This window comes from Gemmatimonadota bacterium (assembly GCA_041390125.1).
In the GTDB taxonomy this organism is placed as follows: domain Bacteria; phylum Gemmatimonadota; class Gemmatimonadetes; order Longimicrobiales; family Gaopeijiaceae; genus JAGQIF01.
The window spans coordinates 178326-191648 of record JAWKQN010000012.1 but is presented as its reverse complement, the minus strand read 5'-3'; the positions used below and the strand labels follow the sequence as shown (position 1 = coordinate 191648).

12 protein-coding genes are annotated in these 13323 nt (G+C 71.0%); 9 read left to right on the top strand and 3 right to left on the bottom strand.

The window, feature by feature from the left end:
• Nucleotides 1-44 precede the first annotated feature (44 nt).
• Entirely contained in the window at nucleotides 45-896 is an 852-nt protein-coding gene (locus R3E98_14650) for a hypothetical protein (protein ID MEZ4424646.1), read from the bottom strand.
• A gap of 11 nt (nucleotides 897-907) precedes the next feature.
• The gene (gene thyX / locus R3E98_14645; GenBank protein MEZ4424645.1) at nucleotides 908-1882 is read right to left on the bottom strand and encodes an FAD-dependent thymidylate synthase; all 975 of its coding nucleotides are present in this window, start codon (nucleotides 1880-1882) and stop codon (nucleotides 908-910) included.
• 151 nt (nucleotides 1883-2033) lie between these two features.
• Here thyX and R3E98_14640 point away from each other — a divergent pair, with 151 nt between their 5' ends.
• A complete protein-coding gene (locus R3E98_14640; GenBank protein MEZ4424644.1) occupies nucleotides 2034-3095 on the top strand; it encodes a methylated-DNA--[protein]-cysteine S-methyltransferase in 1062 nt (353 codons plus the stop codon).
• 48 nt (nucleotides 3096-3143) lie between these two features.
• On the opposite strand, the gene R3E98_14635 is transcribed toward R3E98_14640, so the two are convergent.
• Entirely contained in the window at nucleotides 3144-5063 is a 1920-nt protein-coding gene (locus tag R3E98_14635; GenBank protein ID MEZ4424643.1) for a sulfatase, read from the bottom strand.
• A 159-nt stretch (nucleotides 5064-5222) separates the two neighbouring features.
• On the opposite strand from R3E98_14635, the gene R3E98_14630 reads away from it, so the two are divergent.
• The 8 genes from R3E98_14630 (at nucleotide 5223) to nosZ (ending at nucleotide 13304) form a co-directional block, all read left to right on the top strand.
• Nucleotides 5223-6836, top strand: coding sequence for a hypothetical protein (locus tag R3E98_14630; GenBank protein ID MEZ4424642.1), 1614 nt, complete (start codon nucleotides 5223-5225; stop codon nucleotides 6834-6836).
• Between the two features lie 28 nt (nucleotides 6837-6864).
• Nucleotides 6865-8064 (top strand): dicarboxylate/amino acid:cation symporter, encoded by a 1200-nt coding sequence (locus R3E98_14625; GenBank protein ID MEZ4424641.1) that lies wholly within the window; start codon nucleotides 6865-6867, stop codon nucleotides 8062-8064.
• A complete protein-coding gene (locus R3E98_14620; GenBank protein ID MEZ4424640.1) occupies nucleotides 8061-9254 on the top strand; it encodes an aminotransferase class V-fold PLP-dependent enzyme in 1194 nt (397 codons plus the stop codon). Before R3E98_14625 ends, R3E98_14620 begins: the two co-directional genes overlap by 4 nt.
• Complete coding sequence (locus R3E98_14615; protein MEZ4424639.1) at nucleotides 9236-9565, top strand: MmcQ/YjbR family DNA-binding protein; 330 nt, start codon at nucleotides 9236-9238, stop codon at nucleotides 9563-9565. Before R3E98_14620 ends, R3E98_14615 begins: the two co-directional genes overlap by 19 nt.
• Nucleotides 9566-9575: 10 nt before the next feature.
• Nucleotides 9576-10061, top strand: coding sequence for a GNAT family N-acetyltransferase (locus R3E98_14610; protein ID MEZ4424638.1), 486 nt, complete (start codon nucleotides 9576-9578; stop codon nucleotides 10059-10061).
• Between the two features lie 236 nt (nucleotides 10062-10297).
• Entirely contained in the window at nucleotides 10298-10726 is a 429-nt protein-coding gene (locus tag R3E98_14605) for an Rrf2 family transcriptional regulator (protein MEZ4424637.1), read from the top strand.
• Nucleotides 10723-11277, top strand: a complete 555-nt coding sequence (locus R3E98_14600) for a cytochrome c (GenBank protein ID MEZ4424636.1) — start codon at nucleotides 10723-10725, stop codon at nucleotides 11275-11277. The genes R3E98_14605 and R3E98_14600 overlap by 4 nt, the downstream gene beginning before the upstream one ends.
• Before the next feature lie 41 nt (nucleotides 11278-11318).
• Complete coding sequence (gene nosZ, locus R3E98_14595) at nucleotides 11319-13304, top strand: Sec-dependent nitrous-oxide reductase (GenBank protein MEZ4424635.1); 1986 nt, start codon at nucleotides 11319-11321, stop codon at nucleotides 13302-13304.
• Nucleotides 13305-13323 lie beyond the last annotated feature (19 nt).

Here is a 13323-nt window from a genome sequence, read left to right as displayed (position 1 = left end):
CTCCCCGCACCGGGCCCGCTTCGCGTGCCGGCGCGGGGGCCGGCTCAGGGCGCGAGCCGAGGCCGGACGTCGGAGCCCACCCCCACGTGCACCGCGAGCTGGCGCAGGAGCCCGTCGAGGCCCTCCTGGCCGACGCGCAACGCCTTGCGGAACAGCGCCTGGTACGCGCGCGTGCCACCCCACCAGACACCGGTGAGCCCCACGATGCCCGCCGGGATCACGAGCGGCAGGGCCGCGCCCGCCACACCCGCCAGCGCCGCCGCACCGGCCGCGCCTCCCACCGAGACCACCGCGTTGAAGATCGACCCCACGCTGAAGTTCAGCTTGCGCGAGTGGTCCAGGGGTGAACGGATGTGCACCTCGGTGCGCTGCGCGTCGATCGGACGGAGGCGCACGATGAAGTGCTTCATGTCGGACCACATCACGGCCTTGCCGATCCCGGTCGTGTAGTCGTACGAGGCTTCGAAGACGAGCGCGCCGCCCTCGAGCGGGTGGCCTCCGATCTGGTCGGAGAGACGTAGCTTGCACGACTCGGAGGTGAAGACATCGCGGACGGCCTCGAGGGTGCGGTCGGCAGGAGCATCGATCACCCGGCGGGATTCGAGCGCACGCACGTCCCCACCGAGGAAACGGGTGATCTGCCGGTCGAGCCGCGGGGACGCCGGGTCGACGCCCACCTGCTGATCCGTCCAGGCCTCATCCACGAACGCGGCGTCGATCCCCGCTTCCACGGCGGCCTGGCGCACGTGCTCGAGCGCGAACCCGCCTTCCGGCTCCGCCTTGACGGGCAGGGCGCGTTCGGCCTCGTCCGCGCGCCGGCGCGCGTCCTCCTGCAGTTGCGCCGCCCGCTCCCAGAGCCGGCGGGCCTGCTCCTCGCTGAGATGGTGATCGGCCACGGGACGCCGGGCTACTCGAACGCGGAGGGCACGGCCTGATACATGGTGCGCGCCACGTCGTCCGCCGTGCGCATCGACGTCAGGTCGAGCTCGAAGTCGGGCACCGTCGGAGAGGCCAGCTTCTCGGCCAGCTCCTCCACTTCGCGCCGGGACAGTCCGGCCGCCTGCAGGTCCGGGGCCGGAACGGATCCCGCCCGGCCGTGCAGCCCGGCGTCGTCCACCGTCAGGAGGCGGGAGAGGACCTCGCGCTCCGCGCGCGTGATGGGGCGCGCGGCCAGGTCGTAGTCCACCCAGGCTTCGTAGGAGAGCGGCGCCACGCGCTTGACGATGCCGGCGATCACGCGCGCGAACTGCTGGATCTCCCATTGCGCCCGGGCGTCCACCCGCAGCGTCAGGAAATGCAGGAGGTTGTGCAGGTCGATCTTCCAGTACCACTGCGTGTAGGTGGAGACGGGCAGATCGATGCGCGCCAGCTCGCGCGCCACGTCCTCTTCCAGCATCCAGCGGTAGGCGGAGCCCGCCTCGGTGCGCAGCCGCTCCCAGCGCCGGACGGCCTCTTCGTAGATCTCGCTCCTCGCGGCCGCGTCCCGCCCCTGCTTGTTGCTGCGGCTCTGCAGCGCGAACTGCTCGGCCGCCGGCGTATAGAAGAGCAGCGGCATCAGCGAGTAGCGCGCCGACAGCTCGTTCACCGACGCGGTCCGGTGGCGGATCCACTGGCGCGCCACGAACATGGGCATGGCGCAGTGGAACTTGAACTCCACCATCTCGCTGGGCGTGGTATGGTGGTGTCGGCGCAGGTAGCGGATGAGCCCCCGGGTCTGGGAGACCTTGCGGGTGCCGTAGCCGTAGCTGACCCGGGCCGCGCGCTCGACGTCCTCGTCCGAGCCCATGTAGTCGACCAGGGCCACGAAGCCGTGGTCGAGCACGGGGAAGTAGCCACCGAGAACCTCCTCGGCGGCCGGAATCGTGGGGCGTTTGGTATCCATGGACGCGGGGGCCAACGGTGAGCGGCGGGGTGGTCGCCCGAATATAGCCCCGGTCCCGGTCGGGTCGAGTCGGGCCGCCCCGCGGCGCGCGCCCGGGATTCCGCGCCGCTTTGTCGGTGGCGCGTCCCGGAGACGGAGTCCAGCTTCCTGCATGATGCCCGCCGCCCTTCCGCCGCGCCCGGAGATGTGGGCCGCGTTCGCGGCCCGTGACGCCGCCTACGACGGGATCTTCGTGGCCGCCGTCCGCACCACGGGGATCTTCTGTCGTCCGGTCTGTCCGGCCCGCAAGCCGCGGCCCGAGAACGTCGAGTTCTTCCCACAGGCCCGGGACGCCCTCTTCGCGGGCTACCGGCCCTGTCGGCGCTGTGGGCCCCTGGCTACTCCCGGGTCCGCTCCGGACTGGCTGGCTCCCCTCCTGGTCGAGGTGGAGCGCGATCCGACCCGGCGCTGGCGGGCCGCGGACCTGCGCGAGCGCGGGCTGCATCCCGACCGGGTGCGTCGCTGGTTCCAGGCCCGGCACGGCATGACGTTCCTCGCCTACGCGCGCTCGCGCCGCCTGGGGGCCGCGCTGCGGGCCATCCGGGACGGGGAGGCGGTGGCCTCGGCCGCGTTCGCCCACGGCTACGACTCGCTGAGTGGCTTCAACGCGGCCTTCAAGGACGCGGTCGGCGTGCCTCCGAGCGCGGCCCGGGACGGGACGCTGGTCTGGGTGCAGGAGCTGGACACCCCCCTCGGACCGATGGTGGCCGCCGCCACCGAGGAGGCGCTCTGTCTGCTGGAGTTCGCGGATCGGCGCATGCTGGAGCGTCAGATCCGCAGCGTGGCCCGTCACCTGCAGCCCACGTTCGTGTCGGGCTCCACTCCGCTCCTGGACACGGTGCGCGCCGAGCTGGCCCGCTATTTCGCAACGGGCCGCCCCGTCTTCTCGACGCCGCTGCTGCTGCTCGGTTCCGGGTTCCAGCGCGCGGTGTGGACGCGGCTCCGTGACGTGCCCGCCGGAACCACCCTGAGCTACGGGGCCCTCGCGGTCGCGCTGGGTCGTCCGTCCGCGGTGCGGGCCGTGGCCCGGGCGAACGGCGCCAATCGTCTCGCGATCCTCGTGCCCTGCCACCGCGTGGTGGGATCCGATGGCGCCCTCACGGGCTACGGAGGCGGCCTGTGGCGCAAGCGCAGGCTGCTGGAGCTGGAAGGCGTCGCCACGCGTGGCGACTGAGGGGATCCACGCGCGGAGGCCACGCCCCCGGCGCTGGCCTTCCCGTACCTACCGTGGAACGACCGAGGGGTCCTGCGCGGGAAAGCGCTCCACCATCTCGGCACGCATGCGCTCGAGCGTCGCGCGGTGCGCGGGATCGGTGGCGAGATCCGTCCATTCGTGCGGGTCGGCCCGGTAGTCGAACAGCTCCTCCTGCGGACGCACGTAGCCCTCCGCCACGCTGTCGTAGGCCAGGCTCCAGACGTAGTGGTAGCGCTCGTCCAGGAGCGCCTTGGACTGATGCGGCCCCAACGCGGCCAGCGCGGCCGGAGGCGCCTCCGCGCCCTGGAACACCTCCGTCACGATCCAGGGATCGGGGGCCCGTTCCCCCCGCCACAGGCCGGCCCAGGACGCCCCAGGGAATCCGGACCCGTCGGAGATGCCGGCCAGATCCAGGACGGTCGCGGGCAGGTCGCGCAGCGTCACGGCATCCTCGATCCGTACGCCCTCCGGGACCGCACCCGGGAGCCGCAGCAACAGGGGCACGCGCACGAGCTGGCTGTACAGGCGATCCCCGTGCCCGTCGCGGCCCCGATCGCCGATCTGCTCCCCGTGGTCGGAGGTGATGATCAGGATCGTCTCGTCCAACACACCGCGCGACTCGAGCGTGGCGAGCAGATCCGCGATCTCGCGATCGAGCGACGCCAGCGTGCCGTCGTAGCGCCCGACCGCATCGGGAACGCTGCCATCCGCGAAACGGGCCCGCAGGTCCGCCGGCGGATCGTAGGGCCGGTGCGCGTCGAAGTAGTTGAGGAACGCGTAGAAGGGTTGTCCGTCGACCCCGTCCAGCCACTCGAGGAACGCCGCATTGATCTGTCCGGCGTCGCGGCGTCGGATCTCCCGCTGGAACGGCACGAAGGGACTGAACGAGGCCAGCGCGGACAGCAGCTGCGGCAGGCTGCGCGCATCGGCCAGCGCCTGCACGCCCGCGGTCTGGCCCAACCAGGCGTGGCTCAACAGCGGCTCTTCCGCGCCCTGGTAGTCGTCCACGTGGACGGCCCCGCGCGCCACGCCGGTCTCCTCCCCGGCGTAGCGGGCGTTGGCCACGATGTGCGCCGTGGCATACCCGGCGCGGGCCAAGGCCTCTGCGAGGGTGGGATGGGCGTCGTCCAGCGGGACGCGGTTGCCCGCGCTCAGCTCGTGCCCCCACCGTCCGGTGAACAGGCTGGCGTGGGTGCCGAGCGTCCACGAAGAGGGGCTGATGGCCCAGTCGAAGACCGTGGACTCCTCGGCGAGGCCCTCCAGGTACGGCGTGGTGGGGCGTGCGTACCCGTACAGGCTCATGCTCTCCGAGCGCACCGTGTCCAGCAGGAGCACGAGCACGTTGGGTCGTCCCGTCTCCGCGGCGAGAAGCGCGCCTGCTTCGCGCAGGCGCCGCCCACCGGATGCGAAGGTGTCGAGGGCCGCAAGGACGACGGTGCCACACGCCAGGGTGACGGCAGCGCCCCGGGCCCAGCGCCGCACCCGCGCAGGACGAGCGCGTCCGGCGCGCGCCGCCTGGACCGCGAGGCCCAGCGCGAGGATGGCCATCGCGTAGCGATCGATGCGGGGAAACGAGAACGCGACGGACCCCGCGGCGAGCAGCGTGAAGACGAACAGCGGGAACGTCAGGGGCATCCAGGTGCTGCGCACCAGGGCCACCGCGACCAGCGCCGCCGCCGGCACCGCGAACAGGAGCAGGTAGACCGTCGGCGTCATCCAGGGGACCGACAGGGACCAGAACGCGAAGCGGTGCTGGACCGACTGCCGGTACCAGATGGCAGCCACCTCGATCCAGCCCGTGGCCAGGGCTGCCGCGACGGCCAGGGTCACCACGTCGAGCACCGCGCCGGCCCGGCGCGGTGGGGTCTCCCCGGCCGCCGGACGCCCGGCGCGGACGAGCGCCACTCCGAGGGCGGCCACGGCCAGCCCGAAGAGGATGCGGAGCATCTCCGGATCTCCTGCTGCGTTTTTCCAGGGAGGATGCTCCCAACTAGGCCCGTCGAGCGACCCGCGTCAACCGTGTGGCGCGGGCACACCACCGCGCGCTGGCGGATCGGCTCGCGAACGCACTACCATCCCGGACCCGAACCCCCACCCCGGAGTCCGATGATCCGCCGTGCGCTGCCCCTGACGCTGCTGCCGCTGGTCGTCGCCTGCGACGGGCCCGTGCCCCCGTCGTCCGTCGGAACGCCCGAACAGCGGGCCGCCCTGTTCGACACCGTTCTCGCGAGGGTGGAGCGTCGGGAGGCGTTCTCGCCCGTCAAGAACGACGCCCTGGCCTTCGATCCGCTGGCGTCCGTGCGCGCGTTGCGCGAGGACGTGATCGCCGCCGAGTCCGAATCCGAGCTCTTCTATGCGCTGTCCCGGCTCAGCAACGCCCGGCGCGACCGCCACCTGGACGTGGCGCTGGTGCCCGGCGGGCTCCGGGTCCCCGAGGCCCGCGGGCTCCCGCATGCGGACGAAGAGCAGGACGTGGCTCCCCTGCACGCACCGCTGAAGGTCCTCCCGGACTACGGCACGACGGGAGCACCGGACTTCTTCGTGAGCGACCTGCCCGTGGGCGCCGATACGCTCGCAGCCGACGCTCCGCGGCTGGGGGACCGGATCGTGCGCGTCAACGGCCGACCGGTGGCGCAGTACCTCGCCGACGTGGAGCCCTACCACCGCTATTCCTCCCTGCCGAACCACTGGTGGCGGCTGGCGATGGCGCTGCCCGAGCGCTCCGCGCTGCTCCCACCGGAGTTCTACGGCGAGCGTCTCGAGCTGGAGCTGGAGCGCGCGGACGGGAGCCGGGTGGCCGTGACCCTGCCCTACCTGGAGCCGGAGACGCTGACCTGGATGGGGACGGCCGAGCCCCGCTATCCGGGCTTCCGGGAGGAGCTGCGCACCGGCACCTGGGACCTGTGGCTTCCCGAGCCCGGCACGCCACGCGCGATCGTGCTCCGCTGGCACGGCTTCCGCGAGACCCTGCTCGAGGACGTGGACGCGCTGATGGAGCTCGCGGCCGCACGCGGGCTGCTCGACCACGCCGTGATCGTGGACGGGACGCGCAGCCGCGGGGGCTCCAAGGGCGCCTATGCGCTGCAGCGCCTGTCACCGCATCCGTTCCGCGTGACGTTCGGAAACCTGCGCCTGTCCGACATCACCCTGCCGTTCATCGACGACAAGCGCGCGGAAGCGGCGGCCGGCGGAGCCCTGGACTCGGGCGTCGGCGAGACCATGGACGACGGCGGCTGGCTGCTGGACTGGCTCGAGCACGACGTGTTGGACTCGCTGGCCGCCGGCGCCCGCTACACCAATGCCGTGCCGTTCAAGCTGGCGCACCTGCCCAAGGACTCGGACGGGATCCTGCAACCGGCACCGGTCCACTTCCGGGGTCCGCTGATCCTCCTGCTGGGACCGCAAGGCGGGTCGCACCTGGACCAGTTCGCGGCCCAGGTGATCGACAACGGCCTGGGCCATACGCTGGGGATGCCGGCCGGCGGCTACAGCAACACGTGGGAATGGGAGGAGGTGCTGACGTTGCCGGGAAGTGGACGACCGCTCGTGCGCTTCATGTACGACATCGGGCACACGTTGCGTCCCAACGGACGGATCCTGGAGGGCGAAGCGGCGCCGGTGGACGACTTCATTCCGCTCACGCGCGCCAACTTCCGCACCTACTACCGGATCCTCCTGGAGCGCGCGCTCGCGTCGCTGGAGGGAGGCCGCACCGCGTGAGGGCTCCGCTGGCAGGGAGACGGCCGCGTTGATCGAGCGGTGGCGCGCGCTCTCCCTGGGCGCGCGCATCCTGGTGTTCATGGCCCTGGGGGCCGCGGCCGGGCTGCTCCTGGGCGAACGCGCCACCGTGGTCCAGCCCCTCGGGGACGCGTTCATCCGCCTGCTCATCATGGCGGCGATCCCGCTGGTGTTCTTCAATCTGTTGGCGGGGATCACGAGTCTCACCGATCTGCGCACGCTGGGGCGGCTCGCGGGCAAGATCGTGTCGTACTACCTGCTCACCACCACCCTCGCCCTCACGCTCGGACTCGCCGCGGCCCACCTCCTCCGGCCGGGGGACGGCATGCGGCTGACCGCGGAGACCTCCCCTACGGTCGGGGTGCCTCCGCGGGTGATCGACGTGCTGCTCGACCTGATCCCCGAGAACATCTTCCGCGCGTTCGCGGACGGGCAGGTCTCGCAGATCGTGGTCTTCGCCGTGCTGCTGGGGATCGCGACCGTCAAGCTCCCCGAGGCTCCGCGCGACCGGCTGCGCGAGGGCTTCGACGTCGTGGCGCGGCTCCTGCGGATGCTGGTGGACGTCCTGATGTGGACCGCCCCGCTGGGGATCGGGGCGCTGGCCGCCGCCACGCTCGGACAGTACGGCGCCCAGATCTTCGGTCCGCTCGCGCGCTTCCTGTTGGCCGTATGGGGCGCACAGCTCGTGATGGTGTTCGTCTACCTGACGCTGCTACGCCTCCTGACGCCGCGACGCCCCTGGCCCTTCCTGAGGGAGACGGGTCCGCTCTGGGCCACGACCGCGGCCACCTGCAGCTCGCTCGCCAGCCTGGCCGTGGCGATGGACCTGGCCGGCACCCGGCTCAAGCTGCCCGAGCGCGTCTACGGCTTCACCCTGCCGTTGGGCGCGCAGATCAACAAGGACGGCACGTCCATCATGCTGTCGGTCGTATTGCTCTTCACGGCCCAGGCGGTCGGTCTCGAGTTCGATCTGGCCACCCAGGTCACGATCGTGCTGATCGGCCTCCTGCTGTCCGAAGGATCCGGCGGCATCCCGGGCGGCGGCCTGGTGGTCGCGCTGATCTTCGTGCAGGCATTCCAGCTCCCGCCGGAGATCGCGGCCATCGTGGGCGGCATCTATCGTCTGATCGACATGGGCAGCACCACCATCAACGTGATGGGCGACATGGTCGGCACGGCCATCGTCGCCCACTCCGAGGAGAAGCGATGACCCTGGATCCCACGGCCTTCCGTGGCCTCTTCCCCGCCCTCGGCCACGGCACGTTCATGAACGTGGCCCAGCGCGGCCTCATGGCCGCACCGGTGCGCGCCGCCATCGACGGGTACCTGGACGTGCGCATGGGCTACGCCTGGGACAAACAGGGGCTCTTCGAGCGCACGGAGAGCACACGCGCGCGCTTCGCGCGCCTGATCGGCGCGGACAGCCCGGACGAGGTGGCGTTCGCCAAGAACGTCTCGGACGGCATCAACATGATCGCGGGCGCCGTCGACTGGCAGCCGGGAGACAACGTGGTGCTCTGCCCCGAGCTGGAGCATCCCGCCAACGTCTTCCCCTGGTACAACGTCCGGCACCGTCACGGCGTCGAGGTCCGCACGGTCGCGCCCGTCGGGGGGCGCATCCCGGTCGAGGACATGCTCGCGCGCATCGACGCCCGCACCCGCCTGCTCACCGTCCCCACGGTCTCGTTCTCGCCCGGGTTCGTCACGGACGTCCGGGCCCTCTCCGCGGTCTGCCGCGAGCGCGGAGTCTTCCTGCTGGTGGACGCGGCCCAGTCCGTCGGGATCCTGCACACGGACGTCCGCGACCTGGGCGTCGACGCGCTCGCGGTGGCCACCCAGAAGGGGCTGATGGCCTGCTACGGCATGGGCTTCCTCTACTGCCGCGCCGAGGCGGCCGAACGGCTCGCTCCCGCGGCGCTGGCGCGCTTCGGCGTGGACCTCCCGGAGGACGCGCACGAGACGGAGCTGGTGGACCAGGACTTCCGGTATGCGCGCGGAGCCCGGCGCTTCGACGTGGGCAACTACAACTACCTGGGCGTCATCGCGGCCGAGGCGGCGCTCGCGCTGCTGGAGGAGATCGGGACCCGCACCATCGAGGCGCACGTGCGCGACCTGGCGCGCGCGCTCGCCGTCGGGTTGCTGGACCTGGACCTCCCGGTCGTGGGCGGGGCGCCCGAACCGGACCTGGGCCACATCGTGGCGGTCGGCGTCAGCGGGGGAGGCCGCCACGACACGGTGGACGACCCGCGCATGCAGGCGCTCTACGACCACCTGAGCGCGCGGGACGTGCATTTCTCGGTGCGCAAGGGCGTGCTGCGCTTCTCTCTCCATGGTTACAACGACCACGCCGACGTGGAGCGCGTGGTGGAGCTCGCGAGCGAATGGACGGGCACATCCTGAAGCGGCTGCGGGCGTTCTGTCTGGCCCTTCCAGACGCGCACGAGACCGACACGTGGGGCCACGTCCAGTTCAGGGTGCGCAACAAGATCTTCTGCGGCACCGGGGACATGGGAGGGGGCGACTCGATCTCCATGAAGGTCGGGCTGCCGATGCAGGGCGTCCTGCTCCAGGACCCCCGCTTCTTCTCGAGCCCCTTCGTGGGCCAGCATGGATGGGTGTCGTTGCGCGTGGACGCACCCATCGACTGGCCGCACCTCGAGGCGCTCATCGAGGGGAGCTACGAGATGATCCGCCGCCCGCGACGGAAGTAGTGGGGACGCCGTGGAGCTGACGATCCGACCGGTGCGCCCCGGAGACGCGGAGCCGTGGCATCGCATGCGCTGTGCGCTGTACGGCGAGCCTGCGCCGGAGCGCGCGGAGATCGACGCCTGGTTCCGCGACCGGCCGGACGGGATCTGCCTCGTCGCCGAGGACGCGCGGGGCGCACTCGTCGGATTCTGTGAGGCCGGCACCCGCAGCTACGCGGAAGGCTGCCTCAGCACCCCGGTGGGATACGTGGAAGGGATCTGGACCGAGCCCGACGTGCGGCGCCACGGCGTGGCCGCCCGCCTCCTGGAGGCGGCCGAGGCGTGGGCGCGTTCCCGCGGCCTCGTCGAGATGGCGTCGGACTGCACACCCGACAACGCGGCCAGCCTCGGCTTCCACCGGGACCGTGGATTCCAGGAGGTCGAGCACATCGTCTGTCTGCGGAAGACGCTCGTCCCCGAGGCGCCTGCCCACCCTCAGCCTTCCGGAACCGAGCGCTAGCGCCGCCACCGCCGCCCGGCGGTGGCGGTGGACGACCCGCCGTCCGCGCCCTCGTGCGGACCGGTCCCCGGGGCCTCCTCTTCCGTCGGGACGCGCTTCTATTCGGATCTGTCTGTCCGATTTTTCCGTACACCCGCCGCGCGCCCCTCCCGACAGAGGCGGCTTAAATCGGATTTTATCATCCGATTAACCGAAATGGTGGACCACGGGGGCCCACCGGCGACAAGGGAGGGGCCATGCTCTCACGGACCGGGATGTACGCGCTGCAGGCGGTCCTGCTGCTGGCGCAACGGAACGGCCACGGTCCGCTCCCCGCGGCGTCGATGGCGGAGGAGCTGGGGATCCCCTCCAACTACCTCGCCAAGACCCTCCACCGGCTCCGCCAGGAAGGCCTGTTGACGTCCTCCCGCGGCGCGGGGGGCGGCTTCCGCCTGGCCCTCCCGGCCACGGCGATCCCCGTGGCGCGTGTGCTCGCGCCGTTCCAGGAGCTGGGCACCCAGGGGCGCTGCCTGCTGGGCGGGGCCTGCGATCCCCGGAACCCCTGCGCGGCGCACACCCGCTGGACGGCGCTGACCGCGGCCCGCCTCGGACCCCTCACCCACACCACGGTGGCCGACCTCCTCGGTCGGACCCCGGACTCCACCACCGACCGGAACCCACGATGAACGTCCCGATCCACTTCCGTCGGCTGCGCCGTCGCAGCCCCTCCATCCTCCGCCTGGCGGCCGCGCTGCTGCTGGCGGCCTGCGGGGCCGAGCCCGCGGCGGACGCCGCCCCCGCCGACAGCGCCGCCGAGGTGACGTCCGCCTCCGACGCCGGTGCGCTCTCGCAGGTGGAGCTGGACCAGGGCCTCGGTCCCATCCGCGATCTGACCCTGGACGACGTGGATGCGGCGCTCGCGGCGACGGGTGAGGGAGCCTTCGTCACGAAGTGCTCCGCCTGCCACAAGATCGAGGACCGCTACGTCGGCCCGCGCCTCGGGACCGTGCTCGCACGGCGTCGCCCCGAATACGTCATGAACATGATCCTCAACGCCAACGAGATGGTGCAACGCCATCCCCAGGTGCGCGAGCTCCTGGCGCAGTTCTACACACCCATGCCGGTGCAGGTGACCGACCCCGCGGAGGCGCGGGCCATCCTCGAGTACCTGCGCACCGTGCAGATGGACACCCTGGCTTCCCCCACCCCGGCCTCGAACGGCGCGGGCGGGCTCTGAACCCGTCCCCCACGAGCCAACACGCACAAGGAGACCTCTCGATGATCCGCTCACGCAGCACCCTGGCCCTCGCCGGCGTCGTCATGACGCTGGGTTCGGTGGGCGCCTACGCCTGCTCGGCCGGTGGCTCCGGCACCGCGCTGGGAGCGGGCGACATGTCGGACGCGGCGCGGGCCGTCTACGTCGCGCCGGGCGAGTACGACGAGTTCTATGCCTTCATGTCGGGGGGCTTCAGCGGCAACCTCACGGTGATGGGCCTGCCGTCCGGGCGTCTGCTCAAGACGGTGCCCGTCTTCAGCCAGTTCCCCGAGAACGGGTGGGGCTACGCGGAGGAGACGCGCGCCATGCTGGAGACCAGCCACGGGTTCGTGCCGTGGGACGACGCGCACCACCCCGAGCTGTCCATGACGGACGGCGTGCCGGACGGACGTTGGATCTTCATCAACGGGAACAACACGCCCCGGGTCGCGCGCATCGATCTGACGACGTTCGAGACGACCGAGATCGTGGAGATCCCGAACTCCGCCGGGAACCACGGCTCGCCCTTCATCACGCCGAACTCCGACTACCTGGTGGCGTCCACCCGCTTCAGCGTTCCGATCCCCAACCGCGACATCTCCATCGAGGAGTACCGCGGCAACTTCAAGGGCACCCTGAGCTTCATCCGCGCCAACGAGCCGGGTGAGATGAAGGTCGCCTTCCAGATCCTGGTGCCTGGATACAACTACGACCTGGCCCACGCCGGCAAGGGGCCCTCCGATGGGTGGATGTTCTTCACCTCGTACAACTCGGAGGAAGAACACACACTCCTGGAGATCAACGCCTCCCGCAAGGACAAGGACTTCGTCGCGGCCGTGAACTGGCGCCGGGCCGAGCAGTGCATCGCGGAAGGCGCCGGACGGACGGACGACGGCATCCGCTACCGCCACAACCAGCTCAACGAGCAGCACATCGCCGAATCGGAGGAGATCCGCTCCGTCCGGATCATGGAGCCCACCGACTGCAGCGACATGGTCTACTTCCTACCGACGCCCAAGTCTCCCCACGGCGTCGACGTCGATCCCACGGGCGAGTACATCGTGGCGGGCGGGAAGCTGGCTACCGTCATCCCCGTGCACTCGTTCCAGAAGATGATCGCGGCCATCGACGCGCAGGACTTCGAGGACACCGTGGACGGGATCCCGGTCCTCCGCTACGAGAGCATCATCGCGGGTGAAGTCGAGAACGCGGGCCTGGGGCCGCTCCACACGGAGTTCGACGGGCGGGGGTACGCCTACACCACGGCGTTCATCTCCTCCGAGATCGTGAAGTGGGAGATCGGCACCTGGCAGGTCGTCGACCGCATCCCGGTCTACTATTCGGTCGGGCACCTGATGATCCCGGGCGGCGACTCGCGCCAGCCCGCCGGCAAGTACCTGGTGGCGCTCAACAAGATCACCAAGGACCGGTACCTGCCGACCGGTCCCGAGCTGGCCCACGCGGCGCAGCTCATCGACATCAGCGGTGACAAGATGCGTCTGCTGCTGGACTTCCCGACGCAGGGCGAGCCGCACTACGCGCAGGCGATCGCCGCCGACGTGATCCGCGATCAGCAGGTCCAGTTCTTCGAGCTGGCGAACAACCACAACCCGTATGCGACACGGTCGGAGGCGGAAGCGCGCGTGGAACGGCGCGGCACCGAGGTGCACGTCTACATGACGGCGATCCGCAGCCACTTCGCGCCCGACAACATCGAAGGCATCCGCGTCGGCGACGAAGTCTACTTCCACGTCACGAACCTCGAGCAGGACTGGGACGTGCCGCACGGCTTCGCCGCCTTCGGCGCCAACAACGCCGAGCTGCTCGTGATGCCGGGTCAGACCCGGACCCTGAAGTGGGTGCCGGAGTCGGCGGGGATCTACCCCTTCTACTGCACGGACTTCTGCTCCGCGCTCCACCAGGAGATGCAGGGCTACGTCCGGGTGTCTCCCACCGGCTCGAGCACGACGCTGCGCTGGGGCACCGGCGGGACGTGGACGACGCAGTGATTTCCCTGTGCCGGGGGGC